General features: G+C 59.8%; 35 protein-coding genes. 1 reads left to right on the forward strand and 34 read right to left on the reverse strand.

All coding sequences use genetic code 11. The annotated features are described in order from the left end of the window. Positions 1-5: 5 nt before the first annotated feature. Positions 6-671, reverse strand: coding sequence for a c-type cytochrome (locus ACMFWR_RS18190; protein WP_413192976.1), 666 nt, complete (start codon positions 669-671; stop codon positions 6-8). Positions 672-840: 169 nt separating this feature from the next. Between ACMFWR_RS18190 and yihA the strand changes: the two genes are divergently transcribed. After that, the gene (gene yihA / locus ACMFWR_RS18195) at positions 841-1,524 is read left to right on the forward strand and encodes a ribosome biogenesis GTP-binding protein YihA/YsxC (protein WP_413192977.1); all 684 of its coding nucleotides are present in this window, start codon (positions 841-843) and stop codon (positions 1,522-1,524) included. An 892-nt stretch (positions 1,525-2,416) separates the two neighbouring features. Here the strand turns inward: yihA and dsbD are convergent. From dsbD to fusA, 33 genes are all read right to left on the reverse strand, one after another. Continuing rightward, complete coding sequence (gene dsbD, locus ACMFWR_RS18200; RefSeq protein WP_413192978.1) at positions 2,417-4,483, reverse strand: protein-disulfide reductase DsbD; 2,067 nt, start codon at positions 4,481-4,483, stop codon at positions 2,417-2,419. Beyond that, complete coding sequence (cutA, locus tag ACMFWR_RS18205; protein WP_413192979.1) at positions 4,476-4,808, reverse strand: divalent-cation tolerance protein CutA; 333 nt, start codon at positions 4,806-4,808, stop codon at positions 4,476-4,478. Before cutA ends, dsbD begins: the two co-directional genes overlap by 8 nt. Positions 4,809-5,160: 352 nt before the next feature. Then, positions 5,161-5,556 (reverse strand): 50S ribosomal protein L17, encoded by a 396-nt coding sequence (gene rplQ / locus ACMFWR_RS18210; RefSeq protein ID WP_413192980.1) that lies wholly within the window; start codon positions 5,554-5,556, stop codon positions 5,161-5,163. 132 nt (positions 5,557-5,688) lie between these two features. After that, positions 5,689-6,666, reverse strand: a complete 978-nt coding sequence (locus ACMFWR_RS18215; RefSeq protein WP_413192981.1) for a DNA-directed RNA polymerase subunit alpha — start codon at positions 6,664-6,666, stop codon at positions 5,689-5,691. A gap of 197 nt (positions 6,667-6,863) precedes the next feature. Beyond that, on the reverse strand, positions 6,864-7,487 hold the full coding sequence (gene rpsD / locus ACMFWR_RS18220; protein ID WP_413192982.1) for a 30S ribosomal protein S4: 624 nt from the start codon (positions 7,485-7,487) through the stop codon (positions 6,864-6,866). A gap of 278 nt (positions 7,488-7,765) precedes the next feature. Then, positions 7,766-8,170 carry a 30S ribosomal protein S11 gene (gene rpsK / locus ACMFWR_RS18225; RefSeq protein WP_121090741.1) on the reverse strand — a complete coding sequence of 135 codons (405 nt, stop codon included), beginning with the start codon at positions 8,168-8,170 and terminating at the stop codon, positions 7,766-7,768. 25 nt (positions 8,171-8,195) lie between these two features. Further along, positions 8,196-8,561: a 30S ribosomal protein S13 gene (rpsM, locus tag ACMFWR_RS18230; RefSeq protein ID WP_413192983.1), complete on the reverse strand. Its 366-nt coding sequence runs from the start codon at positions 8,559-8,561 to the stop codon at positions 8,196-8,198. A gap of 39 nt (positions 8,562-8,600) precedes the next feature. Further along, a complete protein-coding gene (rpmJ, locus tag ACMFWR_RS18235; RefSeq protein WP_004199844.1) occupies positions 8,601-8,717 on the reverse strand; it encodes a 50S ribosomal protein L36 in 117 nt (38 codons plus the stop codon). Positions 8,718-8,737: 20 nt separating this feature from the next. Further along, positions 8,738-8,956, reverse strand: a complete 219-nt coding sequence (infA, locus tag ACMFWR_RS18240) for a translation initiation factor IF-1 (protein ID WP_003264140.1) — start codon at positions 8,954-8,956, stop codon at positions 8,738-8,740. A gap of 26 nt (positions 8,957-8,982) precedes the next feature. Then, complete coding sequence (gene secY / locus ACMFWR_RS18245; RefSeq protein ID WP_413192984.1) at positions 8,983-10,323, reverse strand: preprotein translocase subunit SecY; 1,341 nt, start codon at positions 10,321-10,323, stop codon at positions 8,983-8,985. A gap of 47 nt (positions 10,324-10,370) precedes the next feature. Then, on the reverse strand, positions 10,371-10,805 hold the full coding sequence (rplO, locus tag ACMFWR_RS18250) for a 50S ribosomal protein L15 (RefSeq protein ID WP_413192985.1): 435 nt from the start codon (positions 10,803-10,805) through the stop codon (positions 10,371-10,373). 17 nt (positions 10,806-10,822) lie between these two features. Further along, complete coding sequence (rpmD, locus tag ACMFWR_RS18255) at positions 10,823-11,005, reverse strand: 50S ribosomal protein L30 (RefSeq protein WP_413192986.1); 183 nt, start codon at positions 11,003-11,005, stop codon at positions 10,823-10,825. Between the two features lie 12 nt (positions 11,006-11,017). Then, on the reverse strand, positions 11,018-11,536 hold the full coding sequence (gene rpsE / locus ACMFWR_RS18260) for a 30S ribosomal protein S5 (RefSeq protein WP_175106494.1): 519 nt from the start codon (positions 11,534-11,536) through the stop codon (positions 11,018-11,020). A 10-nt stretch (positions 11,537-11,546) separates the two neighbouring features. After that, positions 11,547-11,912 carry a 50S ribosomal protein L18 gene (gene rplR / locus ACMFWR_RS18265; RefSeq protein ID WP_413192987.1) on the reverse strand — a complete coding sequence of 122 codons (366 nt, stop codon included), beginning with the start codon at positions 11,910-11,912 and terminating at the stop codon, positions 11,547-11,549. An 11-nt stretch (positions 11,913-11,923) separates the two neighbouring features. Beyond that, the gene (gene rplF, locus ACMFWR_RS18270) at positions 11,924-12,457 is read right to left on the reverse strand and encodes a 50S ribosomal protein L6 (RefSeq protein WP_413192988.1); all 534 of its coding nucleotides are present in this window, start codon (positions 12,455-12,457) and stop codon (positions 11,924-11,926) included. Positions 12,458-12,477: 20 nt separating this feature from the next. Next, positions 12,478-12,873 carry a 30S ribosomal protein S8 gene (gene rpsH / locus ACMFWR_RS18275; RefSeq protein WP_413192989.1) on the reverse strand — a complete coding sequence of 132 codons (396 nt, stop codon included), beginning with the start codon at positions 12,871-12,873 and terminating at the stop codon, positions 12,478-12,480. Positions 12,874-12,887: 14 nt separating this feature from the next. Then, the gene (rpsN, locus tag ACMFWR_RS18280) at positions 12,888-13,193 is read right to left on the reverse strand and encodes a 30S ribosomal protein S14 (RefSeq protein WP_413192990.1); all 306 of its coding nucleotides are present in this window, start codon (positions 13,191-13,193) and stop codon (positions 12,888-12,890) included. A 7-nt stretch (positions 13,194-13,200) separates the two neighbouring features. After that, positions 13,201-13,740, reverse strand: coding sequence for a 50S ribosomal protein L5 (gene rplE / locus ACMFWR_RS18285; RefSeq protein WP_413192991.1), 540 nt, complete (start codon positions 13,738-13,740; stop codon positions 13,201-13,203). Positions 13,741-13,756: 16 nt separating this feature from the next. Then, complete coding sequence (gene rplX, locus ACMFWR_RS18290) at positions 13,757-14,062, reverse strand: 50S ribosomal protein L24 (protein ID WP_413192992.1); 306 nt, start codon at positions 14,060-14,062, stop codon at positions 13,757-13,759. A 9-nt stretch (positions 14,063-14,071) separates the two neighbouring features. Next, complete coding sequence (gene rplN, locus ACMFWR_RS18295; RefSeq protein WP_413192993.1) at positions 14,072-14,440, reverse strand: 50S ribosomal protein L14; 369 nt, start codon at positions 14,438-14,440, stop codon at positions 14,072-14,074. A gap of 319 nt (positions 14,441-14,759) precedes the next feature. Beyond that, positions 14,760-15,032, reverse strand: a complete 273-nt coding sequence (gene rpsQ / locus ACMFWR_RS18300) for a 30S ribosomal protein S17 (protein ID WP_413192994.1) — start codon at positions 15,030-15,032, stop codon at positions 14,760-14,762. Beyond that, entirely contained in the window at positions 15,029-15,223 is a 195-nt protein-coding gene (gene rpmC / locus ACMFWR_RS18305; protein ID WP_413192995.1) for a 50S ribosomal protein L29, read from the reverse strand. The genes rpsQ and rpmC overlap by 4 nt, the downstream gene beginning before the upstream one ends. 13 nt (positions 15,224-15,236) lie before the next feature. Beyond that, a complete protein-coding gene (gene rplP, locus ACMFWR_RS18310) occupies positions 15,237-15,653 on the reverse strand; it encodes a 50S ribosomal protein L16 (protein ID WP_413192996.1) in 417 nt (138 codons plus the stop codon). Positions 15,654-15,655: 2 nt separating this feature from the next. Next, positions 15,656-16,453 carry a 30S ribosomal protein S3 gene (rpsC, locus tag ACMFWR_RS18315; protein WP_413192997.1) on the reverse strand — a complete coding sequence of 266 codons (798 nt, stop codon included), beginning with the start codon at positions 16,451-16,453 and terminating at the stop codon, positions 15,656-15,658. An 11-nt stretch (positions 16,454-16,464) separates the two neighbouring features. Beyond that, positions 16,465-16,794, reverse strand: coding sequence for a 50S ribosomal protein L22 (gene rplV / locus ACMFWR_RS18320; protein WP_413192998.1), 330 nt, complete (start codon positions 16,792-16,794; stop codon positions 16,465-16,467). Positions 16,795-16,805: 11 nt separating this feature from the next. Next, a complete protein-coding gene (gene rpsS, locus ACMFWR_RS18325) occupies positions 16,806-17,081 on the reverse strand; it encodes a 30S ribosomal protein S19 (protein WP_121090715.1) in 276 nt (91 codons plus the stop codon). Positions 17,082-17,091: 10 nt separating this feature from the next. Further along, positions 17,092-17,919, reverse strand: coding sequence for a 50S ribosomal protein L2 (gene rplB, locus ACMFWR_RS18330; RefSeq protein ID WP_413192999.1), 828 nt, complete (start codon positions 17,917-17,919; stop codon positions 17,092-17,094). Between the two features lie 2 nt (positions 17,920-17,921). Further along, positions 17,922-18,236 (reverse strand): 50S ribosomal protein L23, encoded by a 315-nt coding sequence (gene rplW, locus ACMFWR_RS18335; RefSeq protein ID WP_413193000.1) that lies wholly within the window; start codon positions 18,234-18,236, stop codon positions 17,922-17,924. Beyond that, entirely contained in the window at positions 18,233-18,853 is a 621-nt protein-coding gene (gene rplD / locus ACMFWR_RS18340; RefSeq protein WP_413193001.1) for a 50S ribosomal protein L4, read from the reverse strand. Before rplD ends, rplW begins: the two co-directional genes overlap by 4 nt. A gap of 2 nt (positions 18,854-18,855) precedes the next feature. Continuing rightward, complete coding sequence (rplC, locus tag ACMFWR_RS18345; RefSeq protein WP_413193002.1) at positions 18,856-19,512, reverse strand: 50S ribosomal protein L3; 657 nt, start codon at positions 19,510-19,512, stop codon at positions 18,856-18,858. Positions 19,513-19,700: 188 nt separating this feature from the next. Further along, positions 19,701-20,012 carry a 30S ribosomal protein S10 gene (rpsJ, locus tag ACMFWR_RS18350; protein ID WP_413193003.1) on the reverse strand — a complete coding sequence of 104 codons (312 nt, stop codon included), beginning with the start codon at positions 20,010-20,012 and terminating at the stop codon, positions 19,701-19,703. 209 nt (positions 20,013-20,221) lie between these two features. Beyond that, complete coding sequence (gene tuf / locus ACMFWR_RS18355) at positions 20,222-21,412, reverse strand: elongation factor Tu (protein WP_413193004.1); 1,191 nt, start codon at positions 21,410-21,412, stop codon at positions 20,222-20,224. Positions 21,413-21,478: 66 nt separating this feature from the next. Further along, positions 21,479-23,581 carry an elongation factor G gene (gene fusA, locus ACMFWR_RS18360; protein WP_413193005.1) on the reverse strand — a complete coding sequence of 701 codons (2,103 nt, stop codon included), beginning with the start codon at positions 23,579-23,581 and terminating at the stop codon, positions 21,479-21,481. Positions 23,582-23,691: the final 110 nt, after the last annotated feature.

Here is a 23,691-nt window from a genome sequence, read left to right on the forward strand (position 1 = left end):
CCCGGCTAATGCAACCCGGCCGCATAGTCAGCAACCGCCTTGATCTCCTGGTCGGTCAGTCGCAAGGCGATGGCGGTCATGGGTGCGCTGTTGGCCCGCGTCCCTTGCTGGAACGCGGTCAGCTGCGCGACCGTGTAGTCCTGCCATTGACCCGACAAGCGCGGATACTGAACCGGCACGCCCGCACCCGTCGCACCGTGACAGCTCGCGCACGCGGGCACGCCCTTGTCGGCAATGCCACCGCGCCAGATCTTTTCGCCCAGCGCGACGTCTGCCGGATTCTTGGCGGCGCCGGGCTTCGGTGTCTGACTCGCGAAGAACGCGGCCACATTGTGGGCGTCCTGATCATTGAGCGCGCCAGCCATGCCGAGCATGATCGCATTCTTGCGCTCGGGCGACTTGGCGCCCGGTTGCGCGACAAAATCCTTGAGCTGCTTGTAGAGGTAAGCCTCGTGCTGCCCGGCCAGCTTCGGATAGGCGCCGGACGTGCTATTGCCGTCCGCCGCATGGCACGCGACGCAGACCGTCGTCGCGATTTGCTGCCCCCGGTTCGTATCGACCTTCACCGTCGCGGCCGGCTCTGCCGCAAAAGCCGTCCCTGCCACTATTGTCCCCACCACACCTGCTACGACGACCTGCGTTACCAGTACAGTCTTGCACAGTCGGTTCATCGCACACCTTGTTCTTTTGAGGAATTGAGGTTTTGCAACATCGCCTGCGACCGGGCTCGCGGCTCCCCGGCGTTGAGTAAACATCTGCATTGTACAATAGCGACCGAGTCCCCCCGGCGCGCCAGCGCGCCATTCTGGGTGGGTGAAAACCCGCCCCCGACAGCCCTACATGCGCTCTTTTCTCCTCCATCGCTCCCGATTTCTGACCACGGTCAACCATTTGCGCGACCTTCCGGCGACGGTTCGTCCCGAGGTCGCCTTCGCCGGCCGCTCGAACGCCGGCAAGTCCACCGCCATCAATATCCTGTGCAACCAGAAGCGACTGGCCTTCGCCAGCAAGACGCCCGGGCGTACGCAGCACATTAATTACTTCTCGGTCGGGCCTGAGGCCGAGCCGGTCGGATACCTCGTCGACTTGCCGGGCTATGGCTACGCGCAGGTGTCGGGCGATGTGAAGTTTCACTGGCAGCACTTGCTCAGCGACTATCTGCACGCGCGCCACCAGTTACGCGGACTGATCCTGATGATGGATTCGCGCCGCCCGTGCACGGAGCTCGATATGGAGCTCATCGACTGGTTTGCGCCGACACGCAAGCCCATTCACGTGCTTCTGACCAAATCCGACAAGCTCACGCGGCAGGAAAGCGTTCAAGCCCTGCGCGCCACGCAGAAGGTGCTCGATCAGTACGAGCAGCCGGTCGAGGGGCAGGAACGGTTGCTGACGGTGCAGTTGTTCTCGTCGCTCAAGCGCGTCGGGCTCGAGCAGGCGCACGATGTCATCGAGCACTGGATCGCTCCGGCTGATAACGCGCAGCCGGACGAGGATACGAGCGGCAAGCAGTCGAGCAAGTAACTCCGGCGGTTGGCCATGGGCCTCGAGCTCGAGGCGCCCAGGTCCTTGGGGCCGTGGGCCACTTCGACCGTGGGGCGCTCTACCCTTTCGCATCGCGTGCGATGTTTTACAGTCGGCTGTCCGTTGCTACCCTTCGTCCCCCTCCATGGCGAATATCCGCGTCGCGGCGCGCCCCAATAATTGGGCATTTAGACGAGCGTTTTAAGTAGCGTATTCATTTGCCATTTCCACTACATTCGCGGCGCAGAACGGACATAAAAAAACCCGCCGTGATGTCACGGCGGGTTAACAGCCTAATCGTAAAACGACAGGCACCCGCTCAGGGAGGAGAAGCGGGGGGTATCACGCCGAAGCATGATTCCCGGTCGGTATGATATACCAAGGATTCACAAAAGTTCTGTGTCCCATACCCCAGAATTTACCCAGAATTATTGTGTCTTTTGACAAAACGCATCCCAAGGCCAGTCACGGCGCGCGTTTGACCCGTTTCGAAAGACTTGTAGCATTGCAAATCGGACGGCCAAACTGCCTTGGAATCCGGTGCGTGCAACGTTACGCTGCATTACGATGACAATTCCTGATCGGTTGGTCAATTTGGCCGATCGTCTAATTCTTGTGCGTTCGTTCTGGACTATCGTGTCACCCCGAAATTGCGTATCGGGTCTGGCCAGCAAATCCGATGTCATTGGCATTTGGGCCAATGAAACCTGAAATGATTTTCACGTCTTTACCGAACGGTCGAATATAACGATGAATACCGACAATATTCTCGTACCGGGAATTTATTTGATGTATTTACATCGATTACCGGTCTGAATTGGATCAAATCCAAAGACGGCTCAGTGTGTCCTCACTCGCACCAAAAGCCGAGGGGACACGCATTGCACGAGAGTCAGCCGGCCGAGGCGTGGGTCGGCATCGCGCCGATCGCGGCACGCGGCGACGGTCCAAAAGCGGCATCGAGACTGCGCAAAAATACTTCCGGCGACTGGAATCCGACGACCCGCAGCGACTTGATTTCATTCCCGTTCTTATCGAAGAAAATAATCCCGGGTGGGCCGAAAAGGGCAAAGCGCTTGAGCAGCGCCTGATCGTCCGCATTGTTTGCGGTGACATCCGCGCGCAATAACTGGAGCTGCTCGAGCCGTGCGTGGACGCGAGGATCACTGAAGGTGAACTTCTCCATTTCGCGGCAGCTCACGCACCAGTCGGCGTAGAAATCGAGCATGGAGCTGCGTTGCGCCGTGCCGACTGCGTGGTCCAGCGCGGATGTCGAGCCGACCGTCGCGAATGCGAGCGCCGGGCCACCGGCTTGCGAGGCTTGGCCAGTGGCTGCGTCTCCCGCGACACGCCCCGCAGTCGAACCTGCACCGGCGTAGACGGCCAGCGGCGCGAGCGGGTCGCGGGACCCGCCTGCGACACCCGCGAGTTGGATCACCGCGAGCACCGTGAGCGCGACGCCCAGGCCCTTGCCGATACGGCCGACGACAGCCCCCGACTCACGCGGTGTCGATTCGAATGTCCCGAGCAGCGCCGCCGCGATCAACGCCCACAGCGCGATGGCGATCATCGTGACCCACGGTGCCAGGACCGGATAGACGATATACAGCGCGACGCCAAGCAGCAATACGCCGAATGCGCGCTTGACCGCCTCCATCCACATGCCCGCACGCGGCAGCAGCGCGCCTGCCCCTGCGCCGACCACCAGCAACGGCATGCCGATGCCGAGCGCCATGCAGAACAGCGCCGCCCCGCCGAAGGCCGCATTGCCTGTTTGGGCGATATACGCGAGCACGGCGAATAGCGGCGCGGTCATGCAGGCGCCGACGACCAGTGCGGACAGCGCGCCCATCACGAAGACGCCGGCCATCTGTCCGCCGCTTGCCTTGCGTGCCGCGCCGTCGACGCGACTCTGCCAGGCGGCGGGCATTTGCAGTTCGTAAAACCCGAACATCGACAATGCGAAGGCGACGAGCAGCAAGCCGAAGGCGCCGAGAACCCACGGGTTCTGCAGCCAGACCGTCAGGGATGCGCCTGCAAGCCCGGCGACGACGCCGAGCACGGCGTAGACACATGCGGACCCAATCACGTAGATGATCGACAGCGCCAATCCGCGCGAACGCGTCACGCTCTCACCTTGCCCGACGATGATCGACGCAAGGATCGGCAGCATCGGCCACGTGCAAGGCAGCAAACTGAGGCCGATACCGATCAGGAAAAACGCACCCAGTGCGATCGGCCAGCTTCGGCCGGCCAGCAGATGCTCGGCCGTGCCTTGCGTCTGCAGGGCGTCCTGCCAGTGCGTCGAGGCATCGGCCGGCGCCGCGTTGGCGTTGGCGTTGGCGTTGGCGTTGGCGTTGGCGTTGGCGTTGGCGTTGGCGTTGGCGTTGGCGTTGGCGTTGGCGTTGGCCGCGGCGGGCACGGGCGAGGATTGTGCAGCGGCGTCTTCGGAACCGCTCGTCGTGGTCGCCCTCGGGTTTGCCGTCGTGCCGCCAGTCGCAGCGGCGACCTTCAGCGCGTCGCCGCTGACATGCACGGTGTGATGCATCGGCGGATAGCAGATGCCCTGGTCGGCACACCCCTGGTACGTGACGTCGAGATCGAACGGGCCACTCGCGCTCGCGACAGGCACATCGATCACCAGGTCGTCGCGGTACGTATCGACGTTCTTCTGGAGCGTCGGGTCGAAGTGGCTCTTCGCCGGCGGAAAGGACGGATTGCCGAGTTTGGCGCCCGTTCCCTGCGCTTCGAACGCGAACTTCTCGCGATAGAGGTAATAGCCGTTCGCGATGGTGAAGTGGACTTGCACCTCACCCGGCTGTTCGGTGCTCTTGAATTTGAACGCGACGCCCGGGTCGAGGAAATCATCCGCATGCGCAACGCCTGCGAAGCCCAGCCACGAGAAGCCCACGGCCAACGTCAGTAGCGCGAGCGTCCGCGCAAAAATCTGTTTAAACATGAATTGGAACGGATGTTTCGGTTTGGACCCATTGCGCATACGACAGCGACGCATCGACCGTCCAGCTTACGATTTCAGGCACGGCGTACGGATGTCGCGCAGCAATCAGATCGACCAGGGCCTGCGCGCGCGCCGGGCTCGTCTTGAACGTCAACGTGTATTCGTCGGTGGTCTCAAGACTGCCTTCCCAGCGGTAACTCGAGCGCACCGGAACGGCCTGTTGCACGCACGCGGCGACGCGAGTTTCGAGCGCTTCGCGCGTGATCGCATCGGCGGTTTCCGCGTCCGGCAAGGTCGTGACCACGACCGTAACGGCTTGCATCATGCTGACCTCCACCACCCACGCCCGGGCGTCTGACGGAACGGATCGTACCACCGCGGCCGACCCAGCGTCGGCGCCCAAACGTATCACCTTGTACACCGATCGTCTCAAGTGCACGCACCGCTAGGGCGTTCGGCGCGTTGCAAGGACCCCGCAAACCCATCTTCTGGTACAGGCACCGCCGCGGGCGGCGATGGGTCGCGCCGGATGTGCGGTCCCGGCCACACCGAGGAGACGCCATCTTCACCTTCGAGGGCTTGCTACGGCATACACGAGGCGCGCAAAAAAAAAAGCCAGGCTGCAATGCCTGGCTTTCTTCTGGCGAGCGGGCCGTGACCCGCTCTCTCATCGACGCTTATTCCGCGTCAACGATTTCTTCGGCTTCCACCGGTTCCGGACGGTCGAGCAGTTCGACCAGTGCCATCGGCGCATTGTCGCCTTGGCGGAAACCGAACTTCAGGATACGCAGGTAGCCGCCGGGGCGCTTTTCGAAGCGCGGGCCCAGCACGTCGAACAGCTTCGTGACCGAGTCACGATCGCGCAGGCGGTTGAACGCCAGACGACGATTTGCCAGCGACGGCTTCTTGCCCAGCGTGATGAGGGGCTCGACAACCTTGCGGAGTTCCTTCGCCTTCGGCAGCGTCGTCTTGATGACTTCGTGCTCGATCAGCGAGTTCGACATATTACGGAGCATTGCCAGACGGTGGCTGCTGGTCCGATTCAGCTTACGCAAACCATGACGGTGACGCATGTTGATTCCTTTAACTCAAGTTTTCGCGCCAGCTCTTCTATTGCATCGACGTGATGCACGGGCCGGTGGTGCTTCCAAAAAAGCAGAAGCCGGCTTGCGCCGGTTTCTGCGGGAACCTGCAATTCTACTCTATTACTTGTCGAGACCTGCGGGCGGCCAGTTCTCGAGCTTCATGCCGAGCGTCAGACCACGCGAAGCGAGGACTTCCTTGATCTCGTTGAGCGACTTGCGACCCAGATTCGGGGTCTTCAGCAGCTCGTTCTCGGTGCGCTGGATCAGGTCACCGATGTAATAGATGTTTTCGGCCTTCAGGCAGTTCGCCGAACGGACCGTCAGTTCGAGATCGTCAACCGGACGCAGCAGGATCGGATCGATCTGCGGCGCACGCGACGGAGCCTCGGCTGCCGTTTCCGTGCCTTCGAGCGCAGCAAACACGTTGAGCTGGTCAACGAGAATGCGTGCCGACTGGCGGATCGCTTCTTCGGGCGAGATCACACCGTTCGTCTCGATGTTCATCACGAGCTTGTCGAGGTCGGTACGTTGTTCGACGCGAGCCGATTCGACAGCGTAGCTCACGCGGCGAACCGGCGAGAACGATGCGTCGAGAACGATACGGCCGATGACCTTGACCGAGTCTTCGCCGAAACGGCGCACATTGCCCGGCACATAACCACGGCCCTTTTCGACCTTGATCTGCACGTCGAGCTTGCCACCCTTCGACAGGTGAGCGATCACGTGATTCGGGTTGATGATTTCGCAATCATGCGGGACTTCGATTTCGCCCGCGGTGACGACGCCTTCACCATCCTTGCGCAGCGTAACAGTGACTTCGTCACGGTTATGCAGCTTGAACACGACGCCCTTTAGGTTCAGCAGCAGGTTGACGACGTCTTCCTGCACACCATCAATCGTCGAATACTCGTGCACGACGCCGGCGATCGTCACTTCGGTCGGCGCGTAGCCGATCATTGACGACAGCAGGACGCGGCGCAGCGCGTTGCCAAGCGTGTGACCGTAGCCGCGTTCAAACGGCTCCATCACGACTTTAGCGTGGTTGTCGCCCAGCGCTTCGACGGCGATGATCTTGGGCTTCAACAGACTGGTTTGCATAGGTTTTCCTTTTCAATACCCTCGGCTCGTTACACCGATAAGGCTGACGGGATGACAACCTGAATGGAACTGCCGAGGGATTCGCTCGCGCGATGAACCGGCATGCCGCAACAAAGGCCACACCGCGGTGTGGCCTTGCTGCATACCGATGGGAACAGACGGATCCTCGCGATGAGGGGCCTCGGCGGTCGATTCGATTAACGCGAATACAATTCGACGATCAGGCTTTCGTTGATATCGCCGGCGATGTCCGAACGCTCCGGCACCGACTTGAACGTGCCTTCGAGCTTCTTCGAGTCGACAGCGACCCAGCTCGGCAGACCGACTTGCTCGGCCAGCGACAGCGCTTCAGCGATACGCACTTGCTTGCGTGCCTTTTCGCGAATCGCGATGACGGTACCCGGCTTGATCTGCATCGACGGAACGTTGGCAACGACGCCGTTGACGACGATCGCTGCGTGGCTCACCAGTTGGCGCGCTTCAGCGCGCGTCGAGCCGAAGCCCATGCGGTAAACGACGTTGTCCAGACGCGATTCGAGCAGTTGCAGCAGCGTTTCGCCCGTGTTGCCCTTACGGCCGGCAGCTTCAGCGAAGTAACGGCGGAACTGGCGCTCGAGCACGCCATAAATACGCTTGACCTTTTGCTTCTCGCGCAGCTGCGTGCCGTAGTCCGACGTACGGGCACCCGAGGTGCGACCATGCTGACCAGGCTTGCTATCGAGCTTGCACTTGTCAGCGAGCGAGCGGCGTGCGCTCTTCAGGAACAGATCTGTGCCTTCACGGCGGGCCAGCTTGGCCTTAGGGCCGGTATAACGTGCCACGTTAATTTCCTTTATCGTTCGCGCAAGCATGTCGCCTGCGCTAGTCCACCCTGTGTCGGATGAACAGTGGGCTTATGACAATCAGGCTCACACACCGATCTGCCGGGCAGCAGATTCTGCCAGGGTCGATGGGTGCATTGCCCCTTTACCACTCACCGGGCGAACCCGGCGCTCCAACTGCTTCGCAGGGCGAGGGTCAAGACCCTGGCCCTGCGAGAGATGGTTACCGTCCAGCCGCCTCGCATTGCTCGGCGACGAAACGGTCGCGATGCGTGTCTTTAGATACGACGACGCTTCGGCGGACGGCAGCCGTTGTGCGGCACCGGCGTCACGTCCGAGATCGCGGTGATCTTGATGCCAAGACCATGCAGTGCACGAACCGCCGATTCGCGGCCCGGGCCCGGGCCCTTGATGCGAACTTCGAGGTTCTTCACGCCGTACTCGAGCGCAACACGGCCAGCCGACTCAGCAGCAACCTGTGCAGCGAACGGGGTCGACTTACGCGAGCCCTTGAAGCCCTGGCCGCCAGACGTCGCCCATGCGAGCGCATTGCCTTGACGATCCGTGATCGTGATGATCGTGTTGTTGAACGATGCGTGGACGTGCACGACGCCTTCAGCAACGCTCTTCTTCACTTTCTTGCGAACGCGTTGCGCCGCAGAGTTGTTCTGAGCCTTAGCCATTACCTTTTCCTGTAACTATCCGTGCTTACTTCTTCAGCGATTGCGCAGCACGACGCGGACCCTTGCGGGTACGTGCGTTCGTACGCGTACGCTGGCCATGCACCGGCAGACCCTTACGGTGACGCACGCCACGGTAGCAGCCCAAATCCATCAGGCGCTTGATGTTCATGGTCACTTCACGGCGCAGGTCGCCTTCGACGACGAACTTGCCGACTTCTTCACGCAGCTTTTCCAGATCGCCGTCGTCGAGGTCTTTGACCTTCTTCGAGAACGGCACACCTGCCGCGACACAAATGCCGCGCGAACGCGTGCGACCGACACCAAAAATTGCCGTCAGGCCAATCTCGGTGTGCTGATGGTTCGGGATGTTAACCCCTGCGATACGAGCCATTGTTGTTCCTCAAACAAAAAGCGCAAAAAAGCGCGGCGCTCAGCCTTGGCGCTGTTTGTGACGCGGATCCGAGCTGCAGATCACGCGCACAACACCCTTTCGCTTGATGATCTTGCAATTGCGGCAGATTCGCTTAACCGATGCCATCACTTTCATGATATTACCCTTTTTCTAACTCACTTCGCCCGGAAGACGATCCGCGCACGCGACAAATCGTAGGGCGTCAACTCTACCGTGACCTTGTCACCGGGCAGAATCCGGATGTAGTGCATCCGCATCTTTCCGGAAATGTGCCCCAGCACGACATGGCCGTTTTCCAGCTTTACTCTGAACGTCGCATTCGGGAGGTTTTCGAGAACCTCCCCCTGCATCTGGATTACATCGTCTTTTGCCATATGTTCCGTAAGCTCAATTCCCGCGCTTAGCGCATCGGGAGGTTGCCGCCCTTGAAATTGGCTTTCCGGAGCAGCGACTCATACTGTTGCGACATCACGTACGACTGCACTTGTGCCATGAAGTCCATCGTGACCACGACGATGATCAGAAGCGACGTTCCACCGAAGTAGAAGGGCACATTCCAGCGCAGTACCAGAAACTCCGGCAGCAAGCACACGAACACGATATAAATCGCACCCGCCAGCGTCAGTCGCGTCAGGATCCTGTCGATGTAGCGTGCCGTCTGATCACCCGGGCGGATACCCGGAACAAACGCACCACTCTTCTTCAGGTTGTCGGCCGTTTCTTTGCTGTTGAACACCAGCGCGGTGTAGAAGAAGCAGAAGAAGACGATCGCCAGCGAATACAAAATCACATACACAGGCTGACCCGGAGCCAGCGTCGTCGCCAGGTCGTGCAGCCAATGCATCCGGCCATTCGGACCCGAGCTGAACCAATTCGCGATCGTTGCCGGGAACAGGATGATCGACGATGCAAAGATCGGCGGAATCACGCCCGACATGTTCAGCTTCAGCGGCAGATGCGAAGCCTGCCCACCGTAGACCTTGTTGCCAACCTGACGCTTCGCGTAGTTGACCAGGATCTTGCGTTGGCCACGCTCGACATACACCACAGCGTACGTCACACCTGCGATCAGCACGATCACCGTGATCGCCGACACCGGACCCATCGCGCCGGATTTCACCAGCTCGAACAAGCCACCCAAGGCATTCGGCAAACCTGCGGCGATACCGCCGAAGATGATGATCGAGATACCGTTGCCCAAACCGCGCTCGGTGATCTGCTCACCCAGCCACATCAGGAACATCGTGCCCGTCACCAGCGTCACCACAGCCGTCAACCGGAACAGCACACCCGGTTCGACAACCAGACCCGGCTGGTTTTCAAGCGCAATCGCGATACCCAGCGCCTGGAACGTCGCAAGACCCACCGTGAAGTAACGCGTGTACTGCGTAATCTTCCGCTGGCCGGCCTGGCCTTCCTTCTTCAGCGCTTCCAGCTGCGGCGAAACAATCGCCAGCAACTGCATGATGATCGACGCCGAGATGTACGGCATGATGCCCAGCGCGAACACGGTGAAGCGCGACAGCGCACCGCCCGAGAACATGTTGAACATCCCGAGGATGCCGCCCGATTGGCTTTGGAACAACTTAGCCAATTGGTCCGGATCAATCCCCGGCACCGGAATATGCGCACCGATACGGTAGACGACCAGCGCCAGCACCAGAAAAATCAGGCGCCGGCGCAAGTCACCGTATTTGGCTGCGGACTTGCCGGTCTTCGCGAGAGTCGGGCTGTTAGCCAAATGCTTTCTCCGAGCTATTGCCAGAAGCGTCGTTCAACGTTGCCGTCTTACTCGGCGATCGAGCCGCCCGCTGCTTCAATCGCAGCACGCGCACCCTTCGTCGCAACCAGACCCTTGAGCGTCACTTTGCGCTTGAGTTCGCCCGAGGCGATCACACGTGCGCTCGTGACGAGCACGCCGAGAACACCTGCTTGCTTCAACGCGATCAGATCGATCTCGTCGACGGGCAGCTTCTCGAGGTCCGACAGGCGAACTTCACCGATGAATTCATGCGTCAGCGACGTGAAGCCCCGCTTCGGCAGGCGACGTTGCAGCGGCATTTGGCCGCCTTCGAAGCCCACCTTGTGGAAGCCGCCCGAACGCGACTTTTGACCCTTGTGACCACGGCCAGCCGTCTTGCCGAGGCCCGAGCCGATACCACGGCCCACGCGACGCTTTGCATGCTTGGCGCCCGCAGCCGGTTTCAGGTTATTGAGTTCCATGTTCTTTCCTCGCCGGCTTAGCCGATCACTTTCACAAGGTACGAGACCTTGTTGATCATGCCGCGAACCGCAGGCGTGTCCTCGAGCTCGGAGACCGAGTTCAAGCGACGCAGGCCGAGGCCCGTCACCGTGGCGCGGTGCGATTCACGCGTACCGATCAGGCTCTTGACGAGCTGAACTTTGACGGTTTTCTTATCCATAACGATCACCTATCAGCCCAGGATGTCTTCGACCGACTTACCGCGCTTCGCTGCGATGTCGCCCGGGGTCGATTGCTTGCGCAGACCGTCGAGCGTTGCACGAACGAGGTTGTACGGGTTCGTCGAGCCATGGCTCTTCGCGACGACGTTTTGCACGCCCATCACGTCGAACACAGCGCGCATCGGGCCACCGGCGATCACGCCGGTACCGTCCTTGGCCGGAGCCAGCAGGACTGCCGAAGCGCCGTGCTTACCATGCACTTCATGTTGCAACGTGCCGTTCTTCAGGGGCACCTTGAACATGTTGCGGCGGGCTTGTTCCATTGCCTTTTGCACGGCAACAGGCACTTCCTTCGCCTTGCCCTTGCCCATGCCGATACGGCCATCACCGTCGCCGACCACCGTCAGTGCGGCGAAACCGAGAATCCGGCCGCCCTTCACCACCTTGGTCACGCGGTTGACCGCGATCATCTTTTCGCGCAGGCCGTCGTCGCGTTCGTCAGCCTGAACTTTCGCTTGCATCTTTGCCATGACGAATCCTTTAGAACTTGAGTCCGGCTTCACGCGCTGCGTCGGCGAGAGCCTTCACGCGGCCGTGATAACGGAAACCCGAGCGATCGAAAGCGACGGACTCGACACCGGCTGCCTTCGCCTTTTCAGCGATACGCTTACCGATCAGCGAGGCTGCGGCTGCGTTGCCGCCCTTGCCAGTCTTGTCGGCGAGCTGGGCACGCACTTCGGCTTCAAGCGTCGAAGCGCTGGCGATGACCTTCGTGCCGTCTTCCGAGAACACTTGAGCGTAGATATGCGTGTTGGTCCGATGCACCGACAGACGGTGCACCTGCAGCTCGGCGATTTTGATCCGGGTCTGCAGTGCACGGCGCGCACGAGATTGCTTCTTATCCATGATCGGCACCCTTACTTCTTCTTGGTTTCCTTGAGGATCACAACCTCGTCGGCGTAACGCACACCCTTGCCCTTGTAGGGCTCAGGAGGACGATAGCCGCGCACTTCGGCGGCCGTTTGGCCAACCTTCTGCTTGTCGATCCCTTTGATAATAATTTCCGTCTGCGAAGGCATTTCGGCCTTCACACCTTCGGGCAACGCATGGATGACCGGGTGTGAAAAACCGAGCGACAGGTTCAGGTTGTTGCCTTGAACTTGTGCGCGATAACCAACGCCGACCAGCGTGAGCTTGCGCTCAAAACCAGTCGTGACGCCCTTGACCATGTTCGCGACGAGCGCGCGCATCGTGCCGGACATCGCATTCGCTTCGCGGCTTTCGTCAACCGGCTCAAGCTTCAGCGTGCCGTTGTCGTTGACGATCTTCACGAGTGCGCTTTGCGATTGCGTGATCGTGCCCAGGGGGCCTTTGACGGCGATCTGGCTATCCGTCAGCGTCACTTCCGCGCCCTTCGGCAGCGCGATCGGGCTTTTACCTACTCGAGACATAGCTTCTTCTCCTTAGGCCGTTAAGCGACGTAGCAGATGACTTCGCCGCCGACACCCGTAGCGCGCGCCTTGCGATCGGTCATGACACCCTTCGGGGTCGACACGATTGCGACGCCGAGGCCATTCATGACCTGCGGAATGTCGTTACGGCCCTTGTACACGCGCAGACCCGGGCGCGAAACACGCTCGAGACGCTCGATAACCGGACGGCCGGCGTAATACTTCAATGCGATTTGCAGTTCGGACTTCGCGCCTTCCGCCTTAACGGCGAAATCGTCGATGTAGCCCTCGTCCTTCAGGACTTGTGCGATCGCGACCTTAACCTTCGATGACGGCATCGCGACGCTGACTTTCTCAACCATCTGCGCGTTGCGGATGCGAGTCAGCATGTCGGCGATAGGATCACTCATGCTCATTTACGTATCTCCTATTACCAGCTTGCCTTGGTCAGGCCGGGGATCTCGCCGCGGAACGCGATTTCGCGAATCTTGTTACGCGCCAGGCCGAACTTGCGGAACGTACCGCGGGGACGGCCAGTCAGTGCGCAACGATTGCGCTTGCGAGTCGGGTTTGCATTACGCGGCAGCTGTTGAATCTGCAGCCGAGCTTCGTAACGCTCTTCGTCCGACTTGCTGGTGTCGTCGATAATTGCCTTGAGGGCAGCGCGCTTGGCAGAATATTTCTGCACCAAACGGGCGCGTTTCTTTTCACGTTCGATCAGAGCCAGTTTAGCCACGTTAACCTCAGTTTCTGAACGGGAACTTGAAGCTGGCGAGCAGTGCCTTTGCTTCTTCGTCAGTCTTCGCAGTCGTCGTGATGCTGATGTTCAGCCCACGCAGCGCGTCGATCTTGTCGTAATCAATTTCGGGGAAAATGATCTGCTCTTTCACACCGATGTTGTAGTTGCCACGACCGTCGAATGCACGACCCGACACACCGCGGAAATCGCGCACACGCGGCAGAGCCACGGTCACGAAGCGGTCCAGGAATTCGTACATCGTCTGGCCACGAAGCGTGACCATTGCGCCGATCGGGTAGCCTTGGCGGATCTTGAAGCCAGCAATTGCCTTGCGTGCCTTCGTGATCACCGGCTTCTGGCCCGCGATCTTCGTCAGATCGCCCACTGCCAGCTCGATAACCTTCTTGTCAGCCACCGCTTCGCCAAGGCCCATATTCAGGGTGATCTTGGTGATGCGCGGGACTTCCATGACCGACTTGTAGCCGAACTTCTTCGTCAGCTCAGGAACGATCGTTTCTTTGTAAATCTCATGCAAACGTGCCATTTGTCACTCCGCAGCGTTAGGCGAGGTTCGCGCCAGTCGTCTTCAGGAAGCGCACCTTCTTGCCTTCCTCGACCTTGATGCCAACGCGCGACGGCTTGCCGTTCGCATCGACGAGCGACACGTTCGAGATATGCAGCGGCATCGACTTGCTTTCCACGCCACCGGTCGTACCCTTCATCGGGTTCGGCTTGACGTGCTTCTTGACGAGGTTCAGGCCCTCGACAGTCACGCGATCGCCGTCGACGACGAGCACGTTGCCGCGCTTGCCCTTGTCCTTGCCGGCGTTCACGATGACTTCATCACCCTTGCGAATCTTATTCATCGCGACTCCTTACAGCACTTCCGGCGCGAGCGAAACGATCTTCATGAAACGTTCGCTACGCAGTTCACGCGTGACCGGCCCGAAAATACGCGTACCGATCGGCTCGAGCTTCGCGTTCAACAGAACGGCGGCATTGCCGTCGAACTTGATCAGCGAGCCATCCTGGCGACGCACGCCCTTCGCCGTACGAACGACGACGGCGTTATAGATTTCGCCCTTCTTCACGCGCCCACGCGGCGCTGCCTCTTTGACCGACACCTTGATGATGTCGCCAATGCTGGCGTAACGACGCTTCGAGCCGCCGAGCACCTTGATGCAAAGGACTTCCTTCGCACCCGTGTTGTCGGCTACTTCAAGCCGAGTTTCGGTCTGGATCATGGTTTGTCTTTCCCAACTTAATCCGGCAAACCACCATGGCTTGGCCGGTCAGTCTTGGTCCCGTCAGCCGTGAGGCTGCTTGGGTTGAAACAGCAGCGACGGCAGACGAAACCGCCATCGCAATCAGGTGAATTCGTGATGCGAATGACTCCGCATCGCGCTGCCCCACCACATCGCCCGCGACGGGGCTCCCTCGTACATCAATGAGGGAAGACCGAGATCATAACAGAAGATCTCGGCCGTGCAACTTCTTTTTTAAAATCAGCGGCTTTGCACCGCTGATTCTGTACCGCAGAACTGCTTGCTTTTGCTTGACCGCTTAGATCACGCGAGCGGCTTCAACGAGGCGCGACACCGTCCAGGCCTTCGTCTTCGAAATCGGACGAGTTTCCTGGATTTCAACGAGGTCGCCCTCGTTGTACGTGTTCGCGTCGTCGTGTGCGTGGTACTTCTTCGAACGCACGACGTACTTGCCGTAGATCGGGTGCTTCACGCGATGCTCGACGAGCACGGTGACGGTCTTGTCCATCTTGTTGCTGACGACCTTACCGACCAGCGTGCGCTTGAGCGAGGTGGTTACGCTTTCGTTCATTTTTGGCTCGCCTTCTCGGTCAACACGGTCTTGACGCGCGCGATGTCGCGGCGCACCTTCTTCAACTGGCTGGTGTTGCCGAGTTGTTGGGTGGCCAGCTGCATGCGCAGACCGAATTGCGCCTTCAGCAGATCCGACAGCTCCTGATTGAGGGCTGCCTGGTCCTTGGCGCGAAGTTCAGATGCTTTCATGGCTATCTCTCCATCAGGTGCCGAGTTGGCGAACGATGAACGTCGTCTTCAACGGCAGCTTGGCTGCAGCCAGACGGAACGCTTCACGCGCCAGTTCTTCGGTAACACCGTCCATTTCATACAGCATTTTGCCCGGCTGGATTTCAGCAACGTAGTACTCAGGATTGCCCTTACCGTTACCCATCCGCACTTCGGCCGGCTTCGTCGAAATCGGCTTGTCCGGGAACACGCGAATCCAGATGCGGCCGCCACGCTTGATGTGACGGGTCATCGCACGACGCGCTGCTTCGATTTGACGCGCGGTCAGACGACCACGGCCGAGCGACTTCAGACCGTATTCACCGAACGACACGGCGTTACCGCGCGTGGCCACACCGGTGTTACGACCCTTCTGCTCTTTACGATACTTTCTGCGTTTCGGTTGCAGCATGCTTATTCTCCAGACTTCGCGTCGGTGCCAGCGCCGCGGCGCGGACCACCACGGCGTTGACCCGGACCGCCACCTTCGCCATCACGGCGCGGACGGCGATCGCCACCCGGACGTGCGTTGCGGCGCGGACGCTTTTCTTCTGCGGCTTCTTCGACGACCGGTGCTTCATTGCGGCCGAGGTGATCGCCCTTGTAGACCCACACCTTGACGCCGATGATGCCGTACGTCGTCTTCGCTTCCGAAGTTGCGTAGTCGATGTCAGCGCGCAGCGTGTGAAGGGGCACGCGACCTTCGCGATACCACTCCGTACGAGCGATTTCGATACCGTTCAGACGACCGGCGCTCATGATCTTGATGCCTTGGGCACCCAGACGCATGGCGTTCTGCATCGCACGCTTCATCGCGCGACGGAACATGATCCGGCGCTCGAGCTGTTGCGTGATCGAATCGGCGATCAGTTGCGCATCGGTTTCCGGCTTGCGGATTTCTTCGATGTTCACGTGGACCGGCACACCCATGCGGCGTTGCAGCTCCGCCTTGAGCAGTTCGATGTCCTCGCCCTTCTTGCCGATCACGACGCCCGGACGCGAGCTGAAAATCGTGATGCGTGCGTTCTTTGCCGGACGCTCGATAACGACGCGACCGACCGACGCGTTCTTGAGCTTCTTCTTCAAGAAGTCACGAACGTTGATGTCTTCCTGCAGCATGCCCGCGAACTGGGAGTTGTTCGCGTACCAACGCGACGCCCAGTTGCGGCTGACGGCCAGACGGAAGCCAGTCGGATGAATTTTCTGTCCCATCGTATGACCCCTTAATTCCCAACCGTCACAGTGATGTGACAGGATTGCTTCTCGATGCGGTTACCACGGCCCTTAGCGCGCGCGGTGAAACGCTTGAGCGAAGCTGCCTTGTCGACGTAGATCGTCTTGATCTTGAGTTCGTCGATGTCCGCACCTTCGTTGTGCTCGGCATTCGCAATCGCCGACAGCACGACCTTCTTCACGATGCCTGCCGCCTTCTTCGGCGAGAACGTCAGAACGTTCAGCGCCTTTTCGACGGGCAGTCCACGGATCTGGTCGGCCACGAGGCGCGTCTTCTGCGCCGAGATGCGAGCACCGCGATGAATTGCTTTCACTTCCATCTCATTGCCCCTTATTTCTTGGCCTTCTTGTCGGCCGCGTGACCCTTGAACGTACGGGTCAGTGCGAACTCGCCAAGCTTATGGCCGACCATGTTTTCCGATACATAGACCGGAACGTGCTGGCGACCGTTGTGAACAGCGATCGTCAGACCAATGAAGTCCGGCAGAATCGTCGAGCGACGCGACCAGGTCTTGATTGGCTTCTTGTCACGCGTCGATGCAGCCGCCTCAACCTTTTTCAGCAAATGGGCGTCGCAGAACGGACCTTTTTTAACAGAACGTGCCATTGCCTACTCCTTAGCGCTTATGACGGCGCTGGACGATCATCGTCGTCGTGCGCTTGTTGCGACGGGTGCGATAGCCCTTCGTCGGCGTGCCCCACGGGCTCACCGGATCGCGACCAGCCGCGGTCTTGCCTTCACCACCACCGTGCGGGTGGTCGACCGGGTTCATCACGACGCCACGGACGGTCGGGCGAATACCGCGCCAGCGGTTCGCACCGGCCTTGCCGATCTGGCGCAGGCTATGCTCTTCATTGCCAACTTCACCGATCGTTGCACGGCATTCGATATGCACGCGGCGGATTTCGCCCGAACGCAGACGAACCTGCGCGTACGTGCCTTCACGAGCCAGCAACATCGCCGACGTACCAGCCGAACGCACCATTTGTGCGCCCTTGCCCGGCAGCATTTCCACGCAGTGGATCGTCGTACCAACCGGAATGTTCCGGATCGGCAGCGCGTTACCAGCGCGGATCGGCGCCTCGGAACCCGACAGCAGCGTTTGGCCGACCGTCAGACCCTTCGGGGCGATGATGTAGCGACGTTCGCCGTCTGCGTAGCAGAGCAGTGCAATGTTCGCGCTACGGTTCGGATCGTATTCGATCGTCTCGACCTTGGCCGGGATGCCGTCCTTGTTGCGACGGAAATCGACCATACGGTAGTGATGCTTGTGACCACCACCCTTATGACGGGTCGTGATGTGACCGTTGTTGTTACGGCCCGACTTCTGCTTCTGGCTGTCGAGCAAGGCTGCATGCGGCGCACCCTTGTGGAGGTCCTTGTGGACCACCTTGATCATCGAACGGCGGCCAGGCGACGTCGGTTTGACTTTAACGAGTGCCATGTTTACTTGGCCTCCGCTTCAAAGTTGATTTCCTGGCCCGGCTTGAGGCTGACGTACGCCTTGCGCACATCGCGGCGCTTGCCGTTGAAACGGCCAAAACGCTTTGCCTTGCCCTTGACGTTCAGGACCTGCACGGACTCGACTTCGACCTTGAACATCAGTTCGACTGCGGCCTTCACTTCGAGCTTCGTTGCGTCAGCTGCGATTTCGAACACGACCTGTTCGTTCTTGTCGGCGACCATCGTCGCCTTTTCCGAAATCACCGGTGCGCGCAGCACTTGCAGCAGGCGGTGATCGTTTTTGCGAAGTTCGGTCATGACAGCAACTCCTCGATCTGAGCAACCGCAGCCTTCGTGACCAGAATCTTCTTGAAGTAGATCAGCGACAGCGGGTCGGCGAAACGCGGCTCGACAATCGCCACGTGCGGCAGATTGCGCGAAGCCAGGTACAGGTTCTCGTCAACCGTGTCGGTAATCACCAGCACGGACTCGAGGCCCATCGCCTTGAATTTTTCCGCGAGCAGCTTGGTCTTCGGCGCTTCGAGCTTGATGTCCTCGACCACCGACAGACGGCCTTCGCGAGCCAGTTGCGACAGGATCGAGCAGACCCCTGCGCGGAACATCTTCTTGTTGACCTTGTGCGAGAAGTTTTCTTCCGGCGAATTCGGGAAGATGCGACCACCGCCACGCCACAACGGGCTCGAGCTCATACCCGCACGCGCGCGGCCGGTGCCCTTCTGGCGCCACGGCTTCTTGGTCGTGTGCTTGACTTGCTCGCGGTCCTTCTGCGCACGGTTACCGCTACGTGCGTTGGCTTGATACGCCACGACGATCTGGTGGATCAGCGCTTCGTTGTAGTCACGACCGAACACGACGTCCGATGCGTTAACAGCTGCGCCTTCCTGACCCTGTTCATTCAGGAGCTTGAGTTCCATTCTTACGCTCCTTTCGTCGGACGGGCCTTGACAGCCGGCGTCACGGAAACCTTGCCGTCCTTCGCACCCGGAACCGCGCCCTTGACGAACAAGAGGCCGCGTTCTGCGTCGATGCGAGCGATGACGAGGTTTTGAACGGTCGTCGTAACGTCACCGAGGTGACCCGTCATGCGCTTACCCGGGAACACGCGACCCGGATCCTGCGCCATACCGATCGAGCCCGGCACATTGTGCGAGCGCGAGTTACCGTGCGATGCACGACCCGAGGCAAAGTTATAACGCTTGATCGTACCGGCGTAGCCCTTACCGATCGAGGTGCCATGCACGTCGACCTTCTGGCCTTCCGAGAACAGATCGACGCCGACGGCAGCGCCGAGCGAGAGCTCAGCAGCCTTCGTGGCTTCAACGCGGAATTCCTTGAGGATTTCGCCTGCTTCGGTACCGGCCTTGGCGAGATGCCCGGCGGCCGGCTTCGTCACGCGCGATGCGCGGCGCTTGCCGAATGCAAGCTGGACAGCCGTGTAGCCGTCCGTTTCAACAGTCTTGATCTGAGTGACGCGGTTGCCCGACACGTCCAGCACGGTAACGGGGATCGAATCACCGTCAGCCGTGAAGATACGGGTCATGCCAACCTTGCGACCTAGGAGTCCAAGGCTCATCGTTTTCTCCATTCCCGACTACGATTGGTCGGGGCTAAAGTCCAAAATGCCTCGCCGAAGCGCGGCCTTTTCATGCTTTTTTCGCCACGGAAGGACGAAAAGCCTTGCATTATAGCTAGGCCATTTCTTTTCCGCAAGCAATCAAAGACTTACGACGCCACGAAAGATTCGCGGCGTCGCGATGCAACTTACTGCAGCTTGATTTCGACGTCGACGCCTGCGGGCAGATCGAGCTTCATCAACGCATCAACCGTCTTGTCGGTCGGGTCGACGATGTCCATCAGGCGCAGGTGGGTACGGATTTCGAACTGGTCACGCGACGTCTTGTTGACGTGCGGCGAACGCAGGATGTCGAAGCGCTTGAAGCGGGTCGGCAGGGGAACCGGGCCACGCACGATCGCGCCGGTACGCTTCGCGGTTTCAACGATTTCCGTCGCCGATTGATCGATCAGACGGTAGTCGAATGCCTTGAGGCGAATGCGGATCTTTTGATTCGGCATGATGCTTCCTTAAAGAGCAAGGCGACTGCGTTACGCGTCGCCGGATGGATAAAAGAGCATAGGGCGACCGAGATCGCCCTTGTGTCTAGCTAACTGCTTGATGTCGCTCGAACAACCGGTGCTTCAAGTCCCGCGAAAAAAATTGCGGGGAAACGCGGATTGTACTCGCGTTTCCCCGCCTGTGTCGCGTTTACTTTTTTGCTACTGGCTTAGGCGATGATCTTGGCAACCACACCAGCGCCGACCGTACGGCCGCCTTCGCGGATTGCGAAGCGCAGACCTTCTTCCATGGCGATGGCGTGAATCAGCTTCACCGTGATCGACACGTTGTCGCCCGGCATCACCATTTCCTTGCCTTCCGGCAGTTCGATCGAGCCCGTCACGTCCGTCGTACGGAAGTAGAACTGCGGACGGTAGTTGTTGAAGAACGGCGTGTGGCGGCCGCCTTCGTCCTTGCTCAGCACGTACACTTCAGCCGTGAAGTGCGTGTGCGGCTGGATCGAACCCGGCTTGGCCAGAACCTGGCCACGCTCGACGTCTTCACGCTTCGTGCCGCGCAGCAGAATACCGACGTTGTCGCCTGCCTGACCTTGGTCGAGCAGCTTGCGGAACATTTCCACGCCCGTGCACGTCGTCTTCGCCGTGTCCTTGATACCGACGATTTCGAGTTCTTCGCCGACCTTCACGATGCCGCGTTCAACACGGCCCGTCACCACCGTACCGCGACCCGAGATCGAGAACACGTCTTCGATCGGCATCAGGAACGTGCCGTCAACAGCGCGTTCCGGCGTCGGGATGTACGAGTCCAGTGCGTCAGCCAGTGCGAAGATCGCCGTTTCGCCCAGTTCGCCCTTGTCGCCTTCCAGCGCCAGCTTGGCCGAACCCTTCACGATAGGCACGTCGTCGCCCGGGAAGTCGTACTTCGACAGAAGTTCGCGCACTTCCATTTCGACGAGCTCGAGCAGCTCAGCGTCGTCCACCATGTCGCACTTGTTCAGGAACACGATGATGTACGGAACGCCAACCTGACGCGCCAGCAGGATGTGCTCACGCGTTTGCGGCATCGGGCCGTCTGCAGCCGAGCACACCAGGATTGCGCCGTCCATCTGCGCTGCACCCGTGATCATGTTCTTCACATAGTCAGCGTGGCCCGGGCAGTCAACGTGCGCGTAGTGGCGCGATTCCGTTTCGTACTCGACGTGTGCCGTGTTGATCGTGATACCACGTGCCTTTTCTTCCGGCGCCGCGTCGATCTGGTCGTAGGCCTTGGCTTCGCCACCGAACTTGCGCGACAGAACCGTCGTGATCGCTGCCGTCAGCGTCGTCTTGCCGTGGTCAACGTGACCAATCGTACCCACGTTCACGTGCGGCTTGGTCCGCTCGAATTTACCTTTAGCCATGATTCTCTTCTTTCAAAAAAATGAGTTGGGCGCGGCAACGCTGCCGCGCCTTGACACGTTTTTAACTTACTTCGACTTCGCGCTCATGACGGCTTCGGCGACATTACGCGGTGCTTCCGAGTAATGCTTGAATTCCATCGTGTACGTCGCACGACCTTGGGTCAGCGAACGCAGCGACGTCGAGTAGCCGAACATTTCTGCGAGCGGAACTTCAGCGCGCACGATCTTGCCACCACCGACCATGTCGTCCATGCCCTGGACGATACCGCGACGGCTCGACAAGTCGCCCATCACGTTGCCCATGAAGTCTTCCGGCGTTTCAACTTCAACCGCCATCATCGGCTCGAGCAGCACCGGCGTTGCACGGCGCATACCTTCCTTGAACGCCATCGAACCGGCCATACGGAACGCGTTTTCGTTCGAGTCCACATCGTGGTACGAACCGAACGTCAGCGTGACCTTGACGTCCACAACCGGGAAGCCAGCCAAGATACCCGACTTGAGCGTTTCCTGAATGCCCTTGTCGACCGCAGGAATGTATTCACGCGGAACGACACCGCCCTTGATCGCGTCGACGAATTCGTAGCCCTTGCCTTGCTCCGACGGCTCGACCGTCACAACCACGTGACCGTACTGACCGCGACCGCCCGACTGCTTGACGAACTTGCCTTCGACGTCTTCTGCCTTCGACTTGATCGTTTCGCGGTAGGCCACTTGCGGCTTGCCGACCGATGCTTCGACGTTGAATTCACGCTTCATCCGGTCAACGATGATTTCGAGGTGGAGCTCGCCCATCCCCGAGATGATCGTCTGACCCGATTCTTCATCGCTTGCGACGCGGAACGACGGATCTTCCTGAGCCAGACGGTTCAGGGCGATACCCATCTTTTCCTGGTCAGCCTTGGTCTTCGGCTCGACAGCCTGCGAAATCACCGGCTCCGGGAAAATCATGCGTTCGAGAACGATGATGTTGTCCGGATCGCACAGCGTATCGCCGGTCGTCACGTCCTTCAGACCCACAGCTGCCGCGATGTCGCCTGCGCGCACTTCCTTGATTTCTTCGCGCTGGTTCGCGTGCATCTGCAGAATACGACCCAGACGTTCCTTCTTGCTCTTGACCGGGTTGTAAATCGTATCGCCCGAGTTCACCACGCCCGAATAGACGCGGAAGAACGTGAGCTGACCGACGAACGGGTCCGTCATGATCTTGAACGCGAGGCCCGAGAACTTTTCTTCGTCCGACGCCTTGCGGGTGTCCGCTTCGCCGTCGTCGTTCTCGCCCTTGACCGGGGGAATGTCAACCGGCGACGGCATGTAGTCGATCACCGCGTCGAGCATCGCCTGCACGCCCTTGTTCTTGAACGCCGTGCCGCAGAGCATCGGGACGATTTCGCCCGCGATCGTACGGTTGCGCAGCGCGACCTTGATGTCCGACTCCGTCAGCTCTTCGCCGCCGAGGTACTTGTCCATCAGCTCTTCCGACGACTCAGCAGCCGCTTCGACCATCTTTTCACGCCATTCCGAAGCGACGTCGGCGAGTTCCGCCGGGATGTCTTCGTACGTGAACTTCGTGCCCTGGCTTGCGTCGTCCCACAGGATCGCCTTCATCTTCACGAGGTCGATCACGCCCTTGAAGTTTTCTTCAGCGCCGATCGGTACCTGGATAGGAATCGGGTTTGCCTTCAGACGAGCACGCATCTGGTCGTGAACCTTGAAGAAGTTCGCGCCCGTACGGTCCATCTTGTTGACGAATGCCAGACGCGGCACGCCGTACTTGTTGGCCTGACGCCACACGGTTTCCGACTGCGGCTGCACACCACCCACCGCGCAGTAGACCATGCACGCGCCGTCGAGCACACGCATCGAGCGCTCAACTTCGATCGTGAAGTCAACGTGTCCCGGCGTATCGATGATGTTGATACGGTGTTCGGGATAGTTGCCCGCCATACCCTTCCAGAACGCGGTCGTCGCTGCCGACGTAATCGTGATGCCGCGCTCTTGTTCCTGCTCCATCCAGTCCATCGTCGCGGCGCCATCATGCACCTCGCCGATCTTGTGGTTCACACCGGTGTAAAACAGGATACGTTCAGTCGTCGTCGTTTTGCCGGCGTCGATGTGAGCGCTAATCCCGATATTACGGTAGCGCTCGATAGGAGTCTTGCGAGCCACTTTGATCCTCTATTCGTTCGCACCCAGGCGATCCTGGAGTGCCCTAACACAAACGGGCGAGGCGCGTAAAACGCGCACCCGCCCGGAGTTCCGGCGAAAAAAACGCGCCG

It is taken from the genome of Pararobbsia alpina (assembly GCF_965118125.1).
Classification (GTDB): domain Bacteria; phylum Pseudomonadota; class Gammaproteobacteria; order Burkholderiales; family Burkholderiaceae; genus Pararobbsia; species Pararobbsia alpina_A.

Excerpts from the sequence above, each read along its gene's own strand:
- rplQ (WP_413192980.1), bottom strand. The coding sequence starts at position 5,556 with ATGCGTCACCGTCATGGTTTGCGTAAGCTGAATCGGACCAGCAGCCAC.
- rpsJ (WP_413193003.1), bottom strand. The coding sequence starts at position 20,012 with ATGCCGAATCAAAAGATCCGCATTCGCCTCAAGGCATTCGACTACCGT.
- rpmJ (WP_004199844.1), bottom strand. The coding sequence starts at position 8,717 with ATGAAAGTGATGGCATCGGTTAAGCGAATCTGCCGCAATTGCAAGATC.
- ACMFWR_RS18215 (WP_413192981.1), bottom strand. The coding sequence starts at position 6,666 with ATGCAAACCAGTCTGTTGAAGCCCAAGATCATCGCCGTCGAAGCGCTG.
- rplD (WP_413193001.1), bottom strand. The coding sequence starts at position 18,853 with ATGGAACTCAAGCTCCTGAATGAACAGGGTCAGGAAGGCGCAGCTGTT.
- rplN (WP_413192993.1), bottom strand. The coding sequence starts at position 14,440 with ATGATCCAGACCGAAACTCGGCTTGAAGTAGCCGACAACACGGGTGCG.
- rpmC (WP_413192995.1), bottom strand. The coding sequence starts at position 15,223 with ATGAAAGCATCTGAACTTCGCGCCAAGGACCAGGCAGCCCTCAATCAG.
- rpmD (WP_413192986.1), bottom strand. The coding sequence starts at position 11,005 with ATGGATAAGAAAACCGTCAAAGTTCAGCTCGTCAAGAGCCTGATCGGT.
- rplF (WP_413192988.1), bottom strand. The coding sequence starts at position 12,457 with ATGTCTCGAGTAGGTAAAAGCCCGATCGCGCTGCCGAAGGGCGCGGAA.
- rpsM (WP_413192983.1), bottom strand. The coding sequence starts at position 8,561 with ATGGCTCGTATCGCAGGGGTTAACATCCCGAACCATCAGCACACCGAG.
- rpsQ (WP_413192994.1), bottom strand. The coding sequence starts at position 15,032 with ATGAACGAAAGCGTAACCACCTCGCTCAAGCGCACGCTGGTCGGTAAG.
- cutA (WP_413192979.1), bottom strand. The coding sequence starts at position 4,808 with ATGATGCAAGCCGTTACGGTCGTGGTCACGACCTTGCCGGACGCGGAA.
- tuf (WP_413193004.1), bottom strand. The coding sequence starts at position 21,412 with ATGGCTAAAGGTAAATTCGAGCGGACCAAGCCGCACGTGAACGTGGGT.
- rpsE (WP_175106494.1), bottom strand. The coding sequence starts at position 11,536 with ATGGCAAAGATGCAAGCGAAAGTTCAGGCTGACGAACGCGACGACGGC.
- rplP (WP_413192996.1), bottom strand. The coding sequence starts at position 15,653 with ATGCTGCAACCGAAACGCAGAAAGTATCGTAAAGAGCAGAAGGGTCGT.
- infA (WP_003264140.1), bottom strand. The coding sequence starts at position 8,956 with ATGGCAAAAGACGATGTAATCCAGATGCAGGGGGAGGTTCTCGAAAAC.
- rpsS (WP_121090715.1), bottom strand. The coding sequence starts at position 17,081 with ATGGCACGTTCTGTTAAAAAAGGTCCGTTCTGCGACGCCCATTTGCTG.
- rplV (WP_413192998.1), bottom strand. The coding sequence starts at position 16,794 with ATGGAAGTGAAAGCAATTCATCGCGGTGCTCGCATCTCGGCGCAGAAG.
- rplW (WP_413193000.1), bottom strand. The coding sequence starts at position 18,236 with ATGACCGAACTTCGCAAAAACGATCACCGCCTGCTGCAAGTGCTGCGC.
- rplO (WP_413192985.1), bottom strand. The coding sequence starts at position 10,805 with ATGGAACTCAATAACCTGAAACCGGCTGCGGGCGCCAAGCATGCAAAG.
- rpsK (WP_121090741.1), bottom strand. The coding sequence starts at position 8,170 with ATGGCTAAGGCTCAGAACAACTCTGCGGCGCAACGCGTTCGCAAGAAA.
- rplC (WP_413193002.1), bottom strand. The coding sequence starts at position 19,512 with ATGAGCCTTGGACTCCTAGGTCGCAAGGTTGGCATGACCCGTATCTTC.
- rplB (WP_413192999.1), bottom strand. The coding sequence starts at position 17,919 with ATGGCACTCGTTAAAGTCAAACCGACGTCGCCTGGCCGCCGTTCGATG.
- ACMFWR_RS18190 (WP_413192976.1), bottom strand. The coding sequence starts at position 671 with ATGAACCGACTGTGCAAGACTGTACTGGTAACGCAGGTCGTCGTAGCA.
- yihA (WP_413192977.1), top strand. The coding sequence starts at position 841 with ATGCGCTCTTTTCTCCTCCATCGCTCCCGATTTCTGACCACGGTCAAC.
- dsbD (WP_413192978.1), bottom strand. The coding sequence starts at position 4,483 with ATGTTTAAACAGATTTTTGCGCGGACGCTCGCGCTACTGACGTTGGCC.
- rpsC (WP_413192997.1), bottom strand. The coding sequence starts at position 16,453 with ATGGGACAGAAAATTCATCCGACTGGCTTCCGTCTGGCCGTCAGCCGC.
- rpsH (WP_413192989.1), bottom strand. The coding sequence starts at position 12,873 with ATGAGCATGAGTGATCCTATCGCCGACATGCTGACTCGCATCCGCAAC.
- rplE (WP_413192991.1), bottom strand. The coding sequence starts at position 13,740 with ATGGCACGTTTGCATGAGATTTACAAAGAAACGATCGTTCCTGAGCTG.
- rplR (WP_413192987.1), bottom strand. The coding sequence starts at position 11,912 with ATGGATAAGAAGCAATCTCGTGCGCGCCGTGCACTGCAGACCCGGATC.
- rplX (WP_413192992.1), bottom strand. The coding sequence starts at position 14,062 with ATGAATAAGATTCGCAAGGGTGATGAAGTCATCGTGAACGCCGGCAAG.